This window comes from Dankookia sp. P2, assembly GCF_050632255.1.
Lineage (GTDB): Bacteria > Pseudomonadota > Alphaproteobacteria > Acetobacterales > Acetobacteraceae > Paracraurococcus.
Genome location: NZ_CP192581.1, coordinates 2,616,603 through 2,632,201 on the forward strand (window position 1 = coordinate 2,616,603; position 15,599 = coordinate 2,632,201).

Annotated in this window: 14 protein-coding genes; all 14 read right to left on the minus strand. The window is 71.3% G+C overall.

What is annotated here, in order from left to right; all coding sequences use genetic code 11:
• Positions 1 to 3 precede the first annotated feature (3 nt).
• The 14 genes from ACQ86J_RS15595 to ACQ86J_RS15660 are packed head-to-tail and all read right to left on the minus strand — an operon-like array spanning position 4 to position 15,018.
• Entirely contained in the window at positions 4 to 876 is an 873-nt protein-coding gene (locus ACQ86J_RS15595; RefSeq protein ID WP_431271817.1) for a SelB C-terminal domain-containing protein, read from the minus strand.
• Complete coding sequence (locus tag ACQ86J_RS15600) at positions 873 to 1,925, minus strand: GTP-binding protein (protein ID WP_431271818.1); 1,053 nt, start codon at positions 1,923 to 1,925, stop codon at positions 873 to 875. The genes ACQ86J_RS15595 and ACQ86J_RS15600 overlap by 4 nt, the downstream gene beginning before the upstream one ends.
• Positions 1,922 to 3,310: an L-seryl-tRNA(Sec) selenium transferase gene (gene selA / locus ACQ86J_RS15605; protein ID WP_431271819.1), complete on the minus strand. Its 1,389-nt coding sequence runs from the start codon at positions 3,308 to 3,310 to the stop codon at positions 1,922 to 1,924. The genes ACQ86J_RS15600 and selA overlap by 4 nt, the downstream gene beginning before the upstream one ends.
• On the minus strand, positions 3,310 to 3,684 hold the full coding sequence (locus ACQ86J_RS15610; RefSeq protein WP_431271820.1) for a cytochrome C oxidase subunit IV family protein: 375 nt from the start codon (positions 3,682 to 3,684) through the stop codon (positions 3,310 to 3,312). The genes selA and ACQ86J_RS15610 overlap by 1 nt, the downstream gene beginning before the upstream one ends.
• Positions 3,681 to 4,322 (minus strand): cytochrome c oxidase subunit 3, encoded by a 642-nt coding sequence (locus ACQ86J_RS15615; protein WP_431271821.1) that lies wholly within the window; start codon positions 4,320 to 4,322, stop codon positions 3,681 to 3,683. The genes ACQ86J_RS15610 and ACQ86J_RS15615 overlap by 4 nt, the downstream gene beginning before the upstream one ends.
• Positions 4,319 to 6,016, minus strand: a complete 1,698-nt coding sequence (locus ACQ86J_RS15620) for a cytochrome c oxidase subunit I (RefSeq protein WP_431271822.1) — start codon at positions 6,014 to 6,016, stop codon at positions 4,319 to 4,321. The genes ACQ86J_RS15615 and ACQ86J_RS15620 overlap by 4 nt, the downstream gene beginning before the upstream one ends.
• Positions 6,013 to 6,954, minus strand: coding sequence for a cytochrome c oxidase subunit II (gene coxB, locus ACQ86J_RS15625; RefSeq protein ID WP_431271823.1), 942 nt, complete (start codon positions 6,952 to 6,954; stop codon positions 6,013 to 6,015). The genes ACQ86J_RS15620 and coxB overlap by 4 nt, the downstream gene beginning before the upstream one ends.
• The gene (locus tag ACQ86J_RS15630) at positions 6,951 to 7,739 is read right to left on the minus strand and encodes a hypothetical protein (protein ID WP_431271824.1); all 789 of its coding nucleotides are present in this window, start codon (positions 7,737 to 7,739) and stop codon (positions 6,951 to 6,953) included. The genes coxB and ACQ86J_RS15630 overlap by 4 nt, the downstream gene beginning before the upstream one ends.
• Positions 7,690 to 8,076 (minus strand): hypothetical protein, encoded by a 387-nt coding sequence (locus ACQ86J_RS15635; RefSeq protein ID WP_431271825.1) that lies wholly within the window; start codon positions 8,074 to 8,076, stop codon positions 7,690 to 7,692. Before ACQ86J_RS15635 ends, ACQ86J_RS15630 begins: the two co-directional genes overlap by 50 nt.
• Positions 8,066 to 9,124: a hypothetical protein gene (locus ACQ86J_RS15640; RefSeq protein WP_431271826.1), complete on the minus strand. Its 1,059-nt coding sequence runs from the start codon at positions 9,122 to 9,124 to the stop codon at positions 8,066 to 8,068. Before ACQ86J_RS15640 ends, ACQ86J_RS15635 begins: the two co-directional genes overlap by 11 nt.
• Complete coding sequence (locus ACQ86J_RS15645) at positions 9,121 to 9,639, minus strand: c-type cytochrome (protein WP_431271827.1); 519 nt, start codon at positions 9,637 to 9,639, stop codon at positions 9,121 to 9,123. The genes ACQ86J_RS15640 and ACQ86J_RS15645 overlap by 4 nt, the downstream gene beginning before the upstream one ends.
• Positions 9,636 to 11,501, minus strand: coding sequence for a quinol:electron acceptor oxidoreductase subunit ActD (locus ACQ86J_RS15650; protein WP_431271828.1), 1,866 nt, complete (start codon positions 11,499 to 11,501; stop codon positions 9,636 to 9,638). The genes ACQ86J_RS15645 and ACQ86J_RS15650 overlap by 4 nt, the downstream gene beginning before the upstream one ends.
• Positions 11,498 to 14,320, minus strand: a complete 2,823-nt coding sequence (locus ACQ86J_RS15655) for a 4Fe-4S dicluster domain-containing protein (protein ID WP_431271829.1) — start codon at positions 14,318 to 14,320, stop codon at positions 11,498 to 11,500. The genes ACQ86J_RS15650 and ACQ86J_RS15655 overlap by 4 nt, the downstream gene beginning before the upstream one ends.
• A complete protein-coding gene (locus ACQ86J_RS15660; RefSeq protein WP_431271830.1) occupies positions 14,317 to 15,018 on the minus strand; it encodes a cytochrome c3 family protein in 702 nt (233 codons plus the stop codon). The genes ACQ86J_RS15655 and ACQ86J_RS15660 overlap by 4 nt, the downstream gene beginning before the upstream one ends.
• Between the last annotated feature and the right edge of the window lie 581 nt (positions 15,019 to 15,599).

Here is a 15,599-nt window from a genome sequence, read left to right on the forward strand (position 1 = left end):
GACCTAACGCGCCATCTCGGCCGCGGATCGTCGCACCGTCGCATCACCTTCGAGGAAGCGCCTGTCGCCGGCGCGTCGGGTGAAGCGCAACGCGTCGAGATGCTCGAGCAGCGGAATGCTGAATTTGCGCGAGATGCCGAGCAGCGCGCCTGCCTCGCCGGCGGTGAAGCCCTCTGGCCGGGCGAGTGTCTCGGCCAGGCGGCGTTGCGCCTCCGCCACCGCGTCGCGGTGGAACAGGATGGTGCGGTGCTGCACCGCATCCACCGTCCGCACCAGCACACCCTTTTGCAGCAGGAAGCGCAGTGCCTCGACTCGCTGCCGGTCGCCGGCTGCGACCTCCGCCGCATCGGGCGGGGACAGGCCGGCTTGGCGGAACAGCGCGGCAAGGCCAAGCGCCAGATCGCGCCCTTCCGCCGCCATGGCCCGGGCCGGATCGAAGCCGGGCAGGCGCAGCAGGCCATGGTCGCGCTCGAAACCGCCGGCCGCGAGCAGCGCCGCGGCCACCGCGTCGGACACGTCAGCCGGCAGGCTTCCGCGCAATGCGTCCGGCCGCATCCCCGCCGCCATTGGCTGCGCCGCATGGAAGCCGGCGAGCGTGGCGCGCAGGTGGTCCAGCATCGTCGTCCAGGCCGCAGGATGTAGCAGCGTGCCATCCGCCACTTCCCGCGCCCCGCCCGCCACCGCCCAGCCGCGCAGGCGCGCCGCCGCGTGGCCAAGTCGCGGCACCAGCGCCCGAGGTTGCGCACCTTCACCGCCGCGTTCCCGCAACAGGCCCAGCGTGGCCGCCGCCCAGTCGCCGGCGGCAGCGGCCTCCAGCCGCAGCAGCGCGACCTGGTCGGCGCGGCGTCGACGGACGGTGCAGGGGTCGAGGATCACTCCGCCGCCGATGCTGCGGGACGGCGAGGAAGGCGCAGCACGAAACCATCGCCGGCCATGGCGACAACCGGCGGATCGCAGCGCAGCTGCACCGTCGCGGCCTGCCCGGGAGAGAGCGCATCGCCGGCCGGCAGCCGCAACCGCGCCGCGACCTCCGACGTGCCGGTCAGCAGGCGAAGAGTGGCGCCATCCGCCACCGGCGCGGGCGCCGAACCCAGCACCGCGAGCCGCGCATCCAGCCATTCGCCCGGCAGGGCCGCGCCCGGGCTGGCCAGCACCATGCCGCGGGAGAGCGCGCTTATTTCGACCCCGCGCAGCGCCACCGCGACCCGCCGTCCGGGCGGCGCCGCTGCAACAGGCTTTCCATGCGCCTGCAGGCTGCGCACGCGCGCGCGCCTGCCACCCGGGTGCAGTTCCACTTCCTCCCCGACCGTGAGGCGTCCGCGCCGCAGCGTGCCCGTCACCACCGGGCCGATGCCGGGCAGGGCGAAGGCACGGTCCACCGAAAGCTGCGCCAGGCCGAGATCGGCCGGCGCCGGTACGGCGCGCACCAGTTCGGCAAGCGCCGCGGCGAGCGGCGCCACCCCGAGCCCGGCCGGGGCGGCGGTCAGCAGCACCGGCGGCGCCTGCAGCCCGGCCTGGATCGCCAGCGCGACCGTCGCCTCCCCTGCCATCCGGGCCTGATCGGGCGCGGCGCGATCGCAGAAGGATACGGCGACGACCGCGCGCCTGAGGCCGAGCAGCCCGGCGATCTCCAGGTGCTCCCGCGTCTGCGCCCGCGGGCCCTCCAGCGCCGAGACGACGACCAGCGCCGCGCCGATCCCCGCGGCGCCGGCGACCATGGTGCGCAGGAAGCGCTCGTGTCCCGGCATGTCGATCAGGTCGATGTCCGCCTCGCCCGCCCGCAGCAGGGCGAAGCCGAGGGCGATGGAGATGCCACGCGCCTTCTCCTCCGGCAGCCGGTCGGTGTCGGTGCCTGTCAGCGCCCGGACCAGCGCCGTCTTGCCGTGGTCCACATGGCCCATCACGCCAATGGCGATGCTGGTCATCCCGCGATCAGCCCGGGCAGCAGGGGAAGCTGCGCTTCGAAGGCGGCGGGATCCTCAAGGCAGCGGAGGTCTAGGACCACGCTGCCCCGGGCGACGCGGCCGAGCGCCGGGACCGGCAACCGCCGCAGCGCCGCGGCCAGGGCATCCGCCGTCCGGCCCCGGCGCGGGCGCAGCGCCAGGGCCGCGCTCGGCAGCAGGTCGGCGGGGCGGGCGCCGCTGCCGATCTGGCTGTCGCAGGCGATCACGCTGACCTCGGCCAAGTCCTGCAGCGCCGCCGCCACGGCCGGGCGCAGCCGCTCCGCCAGCGCCGCGATCTCCGTCTGTGGCCGCAGCAGCAATCGCAGCGCGGGCAGTCGTTGCGGCAGGCGGTCCGGGTCGGCCTGCAGCCGCAGCACCGCGACCAGTGCGGCAATGGTGGTCTTGTCCAACCGCAATGCACGCTTGAGAGGGTGGCGCCGCAGCCGGTCCACCAGCGCGGCGCGCCCGACCACCAGCCCGGCCTGCGGCCCGCCCAGCAGCTTGTCGCCGCTGAAGGTGACGAGGTCGGCGCCGGCGGCGATCGCCGCCCCCACCGTCGGCTCCCGCGGCAGGCCCCAGCGCGCCAAGTCGTGCAGGCTGCCGCTGCCGAGGTCGACGGCCATGGGCAGGGCGTGGCGGTGCGCGATGGCTGCGAGCTCCTCCTCCGCGACCTCGGCGGCGAAGCCCTCGATGCGGTAGTTGCTGCGGTGGACCTTCATCAACAAGGCGGTACGCGGGCCGATCGCCTCAGCATAGTCGCGCGCATGCGTGCGGTTGGTGGTACCGACCTCGCGCAGCCTGCAGCCGGCCTCGCGCATGATGTCGGGAATGCGGAAGGCGCCGCCGATCTCCACCAGCTCGCCGCGCGAAACCACCACCTCCCGCCGCGGCGCCAAAGCGCGCAGCAGCAGCAGCACCGCGGCGGCGTTGTTGTTCACAGCGAGCGCGGCCTCGGCGCCGGTGAGGCTGCAGAGCAGCGCCTCAAGATGGGAATCGCGCTCGCCGCGCCGGCCGGTGCTAAGGTCGATCTCCAGGTCGGCGGCGCCGGCGGCCGCGGCCATTGCCGCCAGCGCTGCGGGCGGCAGCGGCGCGCGGCCCAGATTGGTGTGCAGCACCGTGCCGGTCAGGTTCAGCACCGGCCGAGGGCCACGCGTGTGCCGGGCCAGCCATTGCGCCGCGGCGCCGAGGAGGGCGGCTTCCGTAGGGCCTGCGCCGGCGCCGGCGCGGAAATCCGCGACCGCCGCCCGCAGCGCCTGGACTACCAGCGGCCGCCCATGCGCGGCGACCATGTCCTGCGCCGCGAGTGCCCCCAGCAGCCGCGCGATCGCCGGTGGCCGGCGGAGCGACGGAGTGCCGGTGCCATCCATCAGAAGGCCCGCTGCCCGGTGGCGGGCATGTCCGGGATGCTGCGCGGCATCACAATGCCGGGCTGGGTCGGCGCCGCGCGGGTCAGCACGTCGGCATAGGTCAGGGTGAACATGAAGGCGAGGAAGATCAGCCCGGCGAAGGCGGCCAGCCGCAGCAGCGGGTTGGGTCGCTTCAACTGCATGAAGAACACCACGACGAGCGCCGCCTTGGCCACGGCGATGCCGAGCGAGAGCACCAGGTTGAAGCGCCCGAGCGGCAGATAGGCCGCGACGAGCGTCGCCGCGAGCAGTGCCATCAGCCCGGCCCAGACCGGCAGGGCGGCGCGCCAGATCGCGCCCGCGCTGCGGGGAAGCTCCTCGCCGAGCCCGGTCACGACCGGCCCCCAAGATAGAGCAGCGGATACAGGAAGACCCAGACCAGATCGACGAAGTGCCAGTAGAGGCCGAGGGCCTCGAAGGCCGGGCTGGCGAGGGACCGGGTGCCGCGCCAGGCCTGGACACCGAAGGTCGTAGCGATGCCGATGCCGGTCGAGAGGTGCACCGCATGCACCCCGGTCAGCAGCCAGTAGAAGGCGAAGAAGATCTGCGCCTGCGGCTGGTCCGGCCCGAAGCCGGCGCCGGGGACCAGGTGCTTGGTGATGTCCTCGTGGTACTCGAACCCCTTCACGATGAGGAAGCCGAGGCCGAGAACAGCTGTCGCGGCAAGGCAGTAGAGGGTCAGCCGGCGCAGCCCGGCGCGGGCGCCTTCCGCCGCGACCGCCATGGTCAGGCTGCTGGTCAGCAGCAGCGCGGTGTTGACTGTGCCGTAGGTGATGTTGGTCTCGCGCGCCGCCGCCGCGAAGGCCTCGGGCCAAAGGCTGCGATAGACGGCATAGGCCAGCAGCGCGGCACCGAAGAACATCACCTCGCTGCCGAGGAAGACCCATATGCCGAAGGTAGCGCCCTCGCGCTGCCGCCGCAGGCTGCGCCAGGGCTTCCGCAGCGCGGCATCGCGGGCGGCGATGTCGCTCATGATCCGCGACCCTGGGGCTGGCGGCCCTGCGGCTGGTGCTGCTCGCGTTCCATCGCCGGCGGGCCGGCATGTTCCGGGTGGTAGTTGTAGGGACCATGCTCCACGACCGGCGGGCTGTGAAAATTATCCTCGGGCGGTGGCGATGATGTCTGCCATTCGAGCCCCGTGGCGCCCCAGGGATCGGCCGGTGCCCGCTGGCCCCAGACCAGCGACCAGGCGAAGAAGCCCATCGGCAGCAAGTAGGCAAAGGCCAGGATCACTGCCCCGGCCGAGGCCAGCACGTGCCAGACCTGGAATTCCTCCGGATAGACATGGTAGCGCCGCGGCATACCGAGATAGCCCATGATGAACATGGGGAAGAAGGTGAAGCCGAAGCCGAAGAACATCATGATGGCGGCGAAGCGCGCCCAGCCCTCCGGATAGAGCCGCCCGGTGATCTTCGGCCACCAGAAGGCCAGCCCGCCATAGAGCGCGGAGACCGCACCGCCGACCATGATGTAGTGGAAATGGGCGACGACGAAATAGGTGTCTGTCACATGGACATCGACCGGCACGGAGGCAAGGAATAGCCCGGTCAGCCCGCCGATGGTGAACAGGCCGATGAAGCCGAGCGCGTAGATCATCGGCGCGTCGAAGATGATCTGCCCGCGGTAGAGCGTGGCGGTCCAGTTGAACACCTTGATGGCGGATGGCACCGCGACGACGAAGGAGAGTAGCGAGAAGGCCAGGTTGGCGAAGAGCGACTGGCCGGAGACGAACATGTGGTGGCCCCAGACCAGGAAGCCGACCAGGGCGATCCAGAGGATCGCATAGACCATGAAGTTGTAGCCGAAGACCCGCCGCCGCGCGTAGCAGGTGATCAGCTCCGAGATCACCCCGAAGGACGGCAGGACCATGATGTAGACGGCGGGGTGGCTGTAGAACCAGAACAGGTGCTGGAACAGGATGGGGTCGCCGCCGCGCAGCGGGTCGAAAATGGGGATGCCGAAGGCACGCTCGGCGAAGATCAGCGCCAGCACCATGGCCAGCACGGGCGTCGCCAGCACCATGACGATGCTGGTGGCGTAGATCGCCCAGACGAAGAGCGGCAGGCGGAACCAGGTCATGCCCGGCGCGCGCTGCAGGTGGACCGTGGCGATGAAGTTCACCGCCGTGGCGATGGTGGAGAAGCCCGAGACGAAGACCGCCGCCGCCGCGGCCAGCACGTTGCCGTTGGAGAAGGCGGTGGTCAGCGGGGTGTAGAAGGTCCAGCCGGTATCGACGCCGCCCGACAACAGCGTGTAGATCGCCAGCCCGCCGGCGGTCATGAATATGTACCAGCTGATGAGGTTGAGCCGCGGAAAGGCCAGATCCTTCGCTCCGATCATCAGCGGCAGTAGGAAATTGCCGAGGATGTTCGGGATCGACGGGATCAGGAAGAACCAAACCATGATCACGCCATGGAAGGTGAAGGCGCGGTTGTAGGCATCGGCCGAGAGCAGGTCGGCCTGGGGCGTGAACAGCTCGATCCGGATGGCAACCGCGCCGGCGCCGCCGACGAAGAAGAAGACGGTGATCGCCGCCATGTACAGCAATGCGATGCGCTTGTGGTCGGTGGTCAGCAGCCAGGAGGCAAGGCCGGTCGTGGCCGTCAGGTAGCTCGCCTCGCGCGGCGGCACCTCGGGGATGGCGCGTTCCGCCGTGATGTCGCTCATCGGGACGCCTCGCCGCGCAGGGATTGCAGATAGGCAACCAGGCGCTGCAGGTCGGCCTCGTCCACCAGCCCGTCGAAGGAGGGCATGATGGGCTCGTAGCCGACCACCACGTCGCGCTTCGGCTGCAGGATGGAATCCCGGAGATAGGCCTCGTCGGCCTTGACCGTGCGCCCATCCGCCAGGTGCACCATGCGGTTGTAGACGCCGGCGAGCACCGGCGCATGCACCGCCGAGGCCGGGGCGTGGCAACCGGAGCAGCCGAGCGCGGTGAAGAGCGCGGCGCCCTCGCCCGGCAGGTCCTCCTCCTGCGGCTGGGCGGCGACCCAGCGGGCGAAATCCTCCGGCTCCATCACCGTGACGGTGCCGCCCATCCGGGCATGGTCGGTGCCGCAGAACTCGGCGCAGAACAGCCGGTACTCGCCGCTCTTCGTGGCGCGGAACCACATCTCGGTGAAGCGCCCGGGCAACACATCCTGCTTCAGCCGAAAGGCCGGAACGAAGAAGCTGTGGATCACGTCCTGCGAGGTCATCACCAGCTGCATCGCCTCGCCGCGCGGGACGTGCAGCGCGTTGATCTCTCGCGCGCCATTGGGGTAGCGCGTCTTCCACATCCACTGCTTGGCGACGACATGGACCTCAAGCGCGCCGGGCGGCGGGTCGCTGGCCCGGAGCTGGGTCGCGCCGGCCCACCAGAACAGGAAGAGTGCGAGGAAGAAGGTCGCCGCCGTCCAACCGATCTCGACATCGCGGCGGAGGAAATCCGGCAGAGTGCCGCGCGGCGCGGCGGAGCCGCGACGGTAGCGGGTGCAGAACACCAGGAGCAGCCCGCCGACCAGCAGCAGGATAGCGCCCGAAATCACCAGCAAGCCGGCGAACAGGAGGTCGATCCGTGCAGCCTGCTCCGAGGCGGTCGCCGGCCAGAGCGAAAGCGGGCTCATGCGCGGCGCTCCCGCCGCCGCAGCAGCAGGATGCCGCCGCCGAGCAGGCCGAGCGTCGCCGCCCCGCCGGCGGCCAGCGCGCCCTCCAGCGCCGCGCCGCGTTCCGTGGCGGCACCGGCGCAGAATAGCCGCACACGGCCGAAGATGCCGGGTTCCGCACTTCGCGCCGCGGCCTGCAGTGCCGCCCGCACCTCCTCCGGCTCGGCGCCGAGGGCGGGCAGCACCGCCGAGAGAGTGCCGTCGCGCCGCAGCACGAACAATGCCAGTGGGTGGTCAAAGCCCGCGCCGCGCCGGGTGGCGACGTAGCCAAGGGCGCGCGTGGCCGCGGCGACCACCGCGGCTTCGGCGACGAGGAAGGCAGCGGACCCGGCGAGGGCATTGCCTTCCCCGAGCCAGCCGCGCCGCATCGCCCGCGCCTTGTTCGGCCCGTCCGCGGCATCCAGCCCGAGCACGACCAGCCGGTAATCCCACCCCGGCCGCAGGCCGGTGCCCGGCAGGGTGGCGGCGGCGAGGCCGAGCGCCGTGCCGCAGAGCGCGGCGCAGTCATAGTCCGCGAAGGCGAAGACGGCCGGCAGGCCGCCCAACGCCGCGCCCAAGGTCATGGCACGGCCGGCCTGGTCCCGTACCGCGAGCCCGACCGGCAGCGCCGCTCCGGGCAGCGGCGCCAGGGCCGGTTCCGCCGCGCGCAGCGGGGCGGCCGGCAGGATGGCAAAAGTCCGAGCAACCCGCGGCGCGTCATCGGCGCGGGTCCGGGATGCGCGGCGGGTCAGGCGGTTCGTAAGCATTGCCCCCGCGCGCAGCGATCATCGCCATGGCACGCTCGATCGGAATCCGTACCAGCCCACGCTCGCGGTCGGCCCATGCATAGCCGGACAGCCTGGCGCGCTGGGCCGCCTGGTAGTCGCGCAACTCGCCTGCCGGGTCGCTCTGCAGATGCGGCGGCGCGAAGGCGGCGGGCGGCGTCACCGCCGAGGGTTTGAAGCCGGCGAGGCTCTCGAACAGCCAGACCGCGCCGAGCACCGCGCCGACCAGGGCCAGGGTCCCGAGCCCGACGCCGAGCACCAGCCAGGGCCGGAGGTCGGGCGGCTCTCGGCGTGCGGCGAGCACCGTCTCACGCGCCATGCGGCACCTCCCGCGTCAGCCGCGCGGCGAAGGGGCCGCCGGCGAGGCCGAGCCAGATCCCGCCCATCCCAAGCGTGCCGAGCGCGGCCGAGCCGATGGTCCAGGGCCCGAATTGCGGCCCGATTAGCCAGACCACGTAAAGCCATACCCCCGCCAACACCCAAGCGCCGATCCAGGCCAGCACGCGCGGGCTGCGCCGCATGGCCGCAGGCAGCAGCGCGACGACCGGCAGGATGGCGGTGAGCGCGACCGCCCCGGCCTCAAGCAGGATCCAGGGCAGCGCCTCCCGCCGCAGGTACCATGCCGCCTTGTGCGGCAGGTTGCCGTACCAGGCGACGAGGTATTCGGCGAAGCCGAGATAGATGGCGCCCAGCGCCGCGGCGATCATCAGCCGCGCCAGATCACCCGCCTTGCCGCGGAAGCCCGCCGGCTCCGGTTCGAGCAGCGCAGCCCAGGCGAGCGCGGCCAGCACCTGGGTGACGCCGAGCGCCATACCGAAGCTGGAGGAGCGGAAATCCGGGTCGAGCGAGAGCAGCCAGTCGAGGCCGAAGACCGGGACCGCGACCCCATGGAAGACCATCGCCGGCGCGGCGACGGCCGGCCGCCGCGCGCCGCTGCCGACCAGCAGCAGGCCGAAAACCGACCAGCCGGCCAGCAGCGCCGCGCCGCGGAGGGCGAAGGCCGGCAGGTTGAGGTACCACTGCGCCACTCCGGTCGCCGTCACCGCGGCAGGATCCGCCGCCCAGGGCCAGACGAAGGCGGCCCCGAGCAGCAGCGGCAGCGCCAGCAGCGCGAAGACCGGCAGGCTCGCCACCGCCGGCGCCAGCACGGGGAAGAGCGGCGACAGCCACCGGCCGCCGGTCAGCGCGTGTACCGCCAGCAGGGCATAGGCACCGAGGGCGAGCCCGAGCCAGAAGGCGAAGGCTGTCAGCCAGCCCGCCAGCGCAACGTCCGGCGCGGCGAGGCCCCACAGCGCCAGCAAGGCGGTGCCGCCCCCGGCGAGGACCAGTCGCCCCGCATGGTCGCGCAGCCAGGCCGGCGCGGTCATGGCAGCCGCTCCCGCGCGTCGGGCACCGCCGCGACCGCGACCTGGCGCGAGAGCTGCAGCGCACGGATATAGGCGATGATGGCCCAGCGGTCGGCGGGGTCCACCCGGGCCGCGTAGCCGTACATCACGCCGTAGCCCTTTGTGATGACGTCGAAAATGTAGGGCGCCGGGGCGGCGCGCAACCGGGCGGTGTGATAGCTCGGCGGATGGGGGAAGCCACGGCGCGGGATCATGCCATCGCCGTCGCCGGCCGGGCCATGGCAGGGCGCGCAGTAGATGTCAAAGCGTTCCCGGCCGCGCGCCAGCAGCGCCGGCGTCGCCACGGGCGGCTCGGCCGCCGCGGCGTCGCGCGCCAGGTCGCCGCGGGCGACGACGCCCACCGGAAGCGGCCGCGCCGCGCTGCCGTCCGGCCAGATGGCACTGGGCACATAGGTATCGAGCTTCCGCTGCTGCGCCATCTCGAGCCGGCAGGCCGAGAGCGCCAGGGGCAGGAGGAGGAGCGCGGCACGGGTCATCCGACCTCGCGGATCGACAGAGGGCCGAGCCCGTCGAGCGCCGCCGCCAGCCGCGCCGCGTCCACCGTGGAGTCGGCGACGGCAAGGAAGAAGCGGTCCTGGCTGGCACGCTCGAAGCCGTGCGCGGCGAAGGCCGGGTGGTTCAGCCGCGGCAGGCCCGTGGAGACGAGGAAGCCGACCACGCCGGACAGGATGGCGCCGAGCACCACCGCTTCGAAGGTCGGGATCAGGAAGGCCGGCCAGCTGTGCAACGGCCGCCCGCCGGAGTTGAGCGGATAGTCGTGGACGGCGCTGTACCATTGCAGCGTGTAGGCGAGGGCGCCGGCCAGCACGCCGCCGACGAGCATCACCAGGCGAAGCCGCGTCGGCGGCAAGCCGAGCGCCTCGGTCAGCCCGTCAATATCGAAGGGGACATGCGCATCGAGCCCCTGCCAGCCGGCGTCACGGGCACGGCGCGCGGCGTCCAGCAACGTCTCCGGGTCGCGGAATTCGGCGAGCAGCAAGCTCATGTGCGTCCCGTCCGTTCGTCGTGCAAGCGCTTGTTCACGTCGTGCATCGCCACGGCCGGCACCAGGCGGACGAAGCAGAGGAAGAGGAAGACGAAGACGCCGAAGGAGGTGGCGAGCGTCGCCCAGTCCCAGAAAGTCGGGTGGAACAGCCGCCGCATGGCCGGCAAATAGCCGTGCGAGAGCGTGTTCCAGATGATCAGGATCCGCTCCAGCCACATGCCGATATTGATGGCCACCGCGATGGCGAAGGCGGCAAGCAGGCTGGTGCGCATCCGGCGGAACCACAGCAACTGCGGCACCATCACGTTGCAGGCGAGCATCGTCCAGTAGAGCGGCGCATAGGGACCGGTGAATTCGGAAGCGCAGCACCCCGCGCTCCGCATGCTCACCGCCATACCAGGCCAGGAACCATTCAGTCGCGTAGGACATGCCCATGACGATCGCGCCGGCGAGCAGGATCTTGCCCATGGCGTCGAAATGCCGTTCGGTGATCACCGCCTGCAATCCAAGGGCCCAGCGCAGGATCACCGCCAGGGTGACGACCATGGCGAAGCCGGAGAACAGCGCGCCCACCACGAAATAAGGCGGGAAGATCGATTCCTGCCAGCCCGGCATCAGGCTGGCCGCGAAGTCGAGGCCGACGACGCTGTGGACCGAGACCACCAATGGCACAGCCAGCGCCGCCATGGCGCGATACACCGCGTCGTGCCGCTGCCAGTGCCGGGCCGATCCGCGCCAGCCGAAGGCGAGCACGCCGTAGATCAGCCGCGCCCGCCGGCTGGGGGCACGGTCGCGCATCGTCGCCAAGTCTGGGATCAGCCCGAGATACCAGAACAGCAGCGAGAAGAGGATGTAGACCGCGATCGCGGCGAAGTCCCAGACCAGGGCGCTACGCCATTGCGGCCAGAGTTCCATGGTGTTCGGGTAGGGCGCCAGCCAATAGGCGCGGTAGGGCCTGCCGAGATGCAGGATGGGAAACAGCCCGGCGATGCTGGCGGCGAACAGCGTCATCGCCTCGGCGAAGCGGTTGATCGAGGCGCGCCAGGGCTGCCGTGTGATCAGCAGCAGGGCGGAGATCAGCGTCCCCGCATTGCCGATGCCGATCCACCACACGTAATCTGCGATTGGAAAGCCCCAGACCACCGTCGCGTTGTTGCCATAGATCCCGATGCCTTCGACGAAGAGCCAAGTGACGAAGCCGACGAAGCCGAGCGTGGCCAGGAAGGCGAGGCCGAGGGCGATCCAGTAGCGCCGGCCCGGCCGGTGCCGCAGCACGGAGTCGGCGACGATGCCGATCATCCCGGCATAGCTCGAGGTGGGCGGCAGGCCGGCGTCCTGCGTCGCCGCGCTCATGCCCCCTCCTCCAGCACCGGGTTCGGATTGCGGACGCGCTTGAGGTAGGTGGTGCGCGGCCTGGTGCCGAGATGGCCGAGCAGCGCGTAGTGGTGCGGCTCCTGCCGCAGGCGCGAGGGCTGGGACTCCGCGCGGTTCAGGTCGCCGAACTGGATGGCACGGGTCGGGCAGGCGGACTGGCAGGCGGTGACGACCTCGCCCTCATCGATCCGGCGATTCTCCTTCTCCGCGCCGCGGCGGGCGGCGCTGATGCGCTGCACGCAGTAGGTGCATTTCTCCATGACGCCGCGGGCCCGCACGGTCACTTCCGGATTGTGCTGCGCGGCGACCACGGGCGAGCCCTGGTTGGCGTATTCCTGCCCGTCGGCATAGCCATACCAGTTGAAGCGCCGCACCTTGTAGGGGCAGTTGGCCTGGCAGAAGCGGGTGCCGATGCACCGATTGTATACCTGGACGTTCAGCCCCTCATGGTCGTGGACCGAGGCGGCGACGGGACAGACCGGCTCGCAGGGCGCCTTCTCGCAATGCATGCAGGGCACCGGCTGGAAGCCGGGCCGTTGCTCGCCGCCGGCTTCCTGCACGTAGGTGTCGATGCGCAGCCAATGCATGTCGCGGCCGCGCTCCATCTCTTCTGGGCCGATGACGGGGATGTTGTTCTCGGACTGGCAGGCGACCACGCAGGCATTGCAGCCGATGCAGAGCGTGGTGTCGATCGTCATCGCCCAGGCGTAGCCCTCGTACTTGACGTCCGGGTAGAAGCTTGGCTGGGCCTGCACGTGCGACTGTTGAGTGGACCCGTCGTGCAGCGCCGTCTCCAGCGGCACCAGCGGCAGCAGGTCGCGCGCCTCGCCCTCCAGCTCCTGCTGTTCCTGCGCCAGCACCGGCGGGGCCCGGCGGCCAGTCGGCGTGAGCCGCAGATCGGGTACCGCCCAGAGCGCATCCGACCGCCGCAGCCGGTAGGCGTCGGCGCCGATCCCGTTGCCGACCGCCCCGGCCCGTGCCCGGCCGTAGCCGAGGGTCAGCGCCACGACGCCGGGCGCGATGCCGGAGTCGGGCAGCACGGTCGCTTCCAGCCTGAGGCCGCCGACCTCCAGCCGCACCAAGTCGCCCTGCCGCACGCCGTGCCGCGTCGCGTCCTCGGGCGACAGCCGGGCGGCATTGCCCCAGACCTGCCTGGTCAGCGGCCGCGGGCATTCCTGCAGCCAGGCATTGTTGGCGAAGCTGCCGTCCCAGGCCGAGGCATCGGGCCGCAGCACCAGGGTCAGGCCGGCGGTGGCCGGCGTAACGGGCAGCTCCGGCAGGCGTGGCGCGGGCGGCGTGACCCGCGGCGCGGCGCTGTCCGCCACCACGCCGTCGTGCAGGCTGCGCCGCCACCAGGACTCGAAATCCGCTGGTGTGTGGTCCGCGCGCCAGGTCTCGCGCACCGCGTCATGCGCGGCGAGGTCGAGCTGTCCGAGCACTACACCGAGCAACGTGGCGGCAGATCGCGAGGCGTAAAGCGGCCGGATCAGCGGCTGGACAATCGCCGCGGTGCCGTCGCGGGCGCGCAGGTCGCCCCAATCCTCCAGAGGATGCGGCGCCGGCAGGTGCCAGGCACAGAGCTCCGCCGTCTCGTCCACATGCATCCCGTGGTGCAGGGCGAAGGGCACCTGCCGCAGCGCCGCGGCAAAGCCGAGATCGGCCGGCGCGTCATGCGCCGGGTTGGTGCCAAGTATCAGCAAGGTCTCGGCCTGGCCATGCCGCATCGCAGCGACCAGCTCGCCAAGTGGGGCGGGCCCGTCCTGCGACGGCGGCCAGACCGGCGCGATCGCCTCGACCGGCGCGGCAAGCTGCGCGTTCAGCCAATGCACCAGCGCATGCAGCTCCGGCGGGAGCGCCTCGCCGGCCAGCACCAGGGCCTCGCCGTGGTGCGCCTGCAGGTCGGCCGCGACGGCGCGCAGGAACCGTTCCCGCGCCTCCGGCAGCGCCGGGCGCGGCAGCGGGGCGCCGAACTCCGCCGCCAGCCAGGCGAGAGTGTCGTGGAACTCGTCCGGCCGCATCAGGCGATGGTGGTCGGCATTGGCGCCGGTCAGCGTCATCGCCGGCTCCATCACATAGAGCCGGCCGAAGCGGGTCCCAGTCACGCGCGCCTGGCGCTGCGCGGCGAAGGCCCGCCCGTTGCGGATCTGGTCGGGGCCGGGCCCCAGCGGGTCGGCATCAAGGCACAGCACCACCGAGACGCGGTCAAGCCGTGGCAGCAACTCGAGCGGCTGGCGATAGGCGAGCACGGCGCCACGCCGCGTATTCTCCTCACCGACGGGCATGTGCGCGTGCCAGACCATGCGCGGAAAGCGCTGCCGCACGGCGCCGATCTGCCGCAGCAGGGTGGGCGAGGTGACCGGGCCGGTCAGCAGCCGCAGCCCTTCGCCCTCGTGCGCCCGCAGCGCCTCGAGCCGCGGCAGCAGCGCGGCGAGGCAGCCTTCCCAGGTGGCCGTACGCCCCGCCTGGCGCGGGCTACGCGACCGATCAGGGTCGTACAGCTGCATCAGCTTCGCCTCGGCGAAGACGTCGGTGGCGCCGAGGCTGGCCGGATGCGCCGGATTGCCCTCGATCTTGACCGGCCGTCCCTCGAAGCCGGTGCAGAGCACGCCGCGGCCGTAGCCGTTCAGCGGCAGGGCGGTGGCGAAACGCAGCGGCAGGCCGGGGACAAGGTTCTCCGGCTGGTTGACATAGGGGAGGATCTCCTCCTCCGGTTCCGAACAGCCGACCAATGTTCCGGACAGCGCCGCGGCGAGCAGGCCGAGCGCCGCCTGACGGCGGGAGAGGAGGTCGCCGGTCATTGGTGGCACACCGAACAATCGGCCAGGTGCTCGGTGCTGATGCCGTAGTGGTCGATGAGTGCCGCGCCGCGCTTGTCCTGGTCCGCCGGCGGCGACCAGTGGCCGGCGAAGATCTCGCCCTCCGGCCGCAGATGCGGTGCCGGGTTTCGGTGGCAATCGAGGCACCAGCCCATGGTCAGCGGGACCGCCTGGCGCATCAGCGGCATGGTGTCGACCGGGCCGTGGCAGCTCGTGCAGCCGACGCCCTTCGCCACATGGATGCTGTGATCAAAGTAGACGTAGTCCGGCAGCGCGTTCACCCGCCGCCAGCGGATCGGCCTGTCCTCCGCGAGGCTACGTCGCACCGGCTCCAGCACAGCGGCATTGGTCCAGAGCTGGGAGTGGCAGGTCATGCAGGTATGGGTCGGCGGGAGCCCGGCGAAGCGGGATTTCTCCACCGAGGTATGGCAGTAGCGGCACTCGATCCCGAGACCGCCAACATGATGCTCGTGGCTGAAGGGCACGGTCTGTTCGGGCGTGATAGTCTGCCCGGTGACATACGGGGTGTATTGCAGCGCCATCAGCAGCCCGACGAGGCAGAAGGGCAGCAGCACGCCGCTGACGAGGGCGAGACGTGCGACAAGGGTAGCCCAGGGCGGGAAGAGCTGCGCAACCGCAGCGTCTCGCGGTGGACGACCACCATCGGGTTCATCGCGCACCGCTCATCTGCCCCAGTCCCTGAGCTCAATGACACGGTCTGCCCGGTTCAGCCGTTGGGCGCTGCAACGTCGCGCCGCCATCAAGTTTGCTGCTGCGCCATCACGACACGGAATCGTCATAAGGCATCAGATCGGGTCCAGTGGGGCGTTTCGGCAAGAGTCGCCATCTGGCGCGTCATGTCGGGCGGGGGAGGTCATGCGACCCGCGCTCGACGGGGCTTCTCAAGCCTTTGCCGAGGACTCGGTTCCATCACCGCGAGCCGGCCTTACCTGAATGAGGAATCTCGGTAGAAGCCGCGTTCTCCGCCGGATGCAGGTCGTGCAGCGGTCCCCTCGCCATCCTTGCCCGGCTCACCTCCCGCCCAGCCGACGACCAGGAACGAAACCCGCTAAGGAAATGTCCCATGTGATTCGAGCTCGTCGCCAAGTGCCGACAAGCGCGTTGCACCACGGCGCTGGTACCAGCGATGAGGTTCCAGCGGCCGTGGCTGTCGGCAAACCGAGTTCGCACTGGCCCGCGCCAACCACGGCGGTGTCGATAAAACGTGCGCCTTCGGGCATTGCCGTTGTCCTGGAGGTTG

Coding starts and splice junctions, on each gene's coding strand:
- ACQ86J_RS15630 (WP_431271824.1), bottom strand. CDS start 7,739: ATGCTTACGAACCGCCTGACCCGCCGCGCATCCCGGACCCGCGCCGAT.
- ACQ86J_RS15645 (WP_431271827.1), bottom strand. CDS start 9,639: ATGACCCGTGCCGCGCTCCTCCTCCTGCCCCTGGCGCTCTCGGCCTGC.
- ACQ86J_RS15600 (WP_431271818.1), bottom strand. CDS start 1,925: ATGACCAGCATCGCCATTGGCGTGATGGGCCATGTGGACCACGGCAAG.
- ACQ86J_RS15655 (WP_431271829.1), bottom strand. CDS start 14,320: ATGACCGGCGACCTCCTCTCCCGCCGTCAGGCGGCGCTCGGCCTGCTC.
- ACQ86J_RS15640 (WP_431271826.1), bottom strand. CDS start 9,124: ATGACCGCGCCGGCCTGGCTGCGCGACCATGCGGGGCGACTGGTCCTC.
- ACQ86J_RS15615 (WP_431271821.1), bottom strand. CDS start 4,322: ATGAGCGACATCGCCGCCCGCGATGCCGCGCTGCGGAAGCCCTGGCGC.
- ACQ86J_RS15650 (WP_431271828.1), bottom strand. CDS start 11,501: ATGAGCGCGGCGACGCAGGACGCCGGCCTGCCGCCCACCTCGAGCTAT.
- ACQ86J_RS15635 (WP_431271825.1), bottom strand. CDS start 8,076: ATGGCGCGTGAGACGGTGCTCGCCGCACGCCGAGAGCCGCCCGACCTC.
- coxB (WP_431271823.1), bottom strand. CDS start 6,954: ATGAGCCCGCTTTCGCTCTGGCCGGCGACCGCCTCGGAGCAGGCTGCA.
- selA (WP_431271819.1), bottom strand. CDS start 3,310: ATGGATGGCACCGGCACTCCGTCGCTCCGCCGGCCACCGGCGATCGCG.
- ACQ86J_RS15620 (WP_431271822.1), bottom strand. CDS start 6,016: ATGAGCGACATCACGGCGGAACGCGCCATCCCCGAGGTGCCGCCGCGC.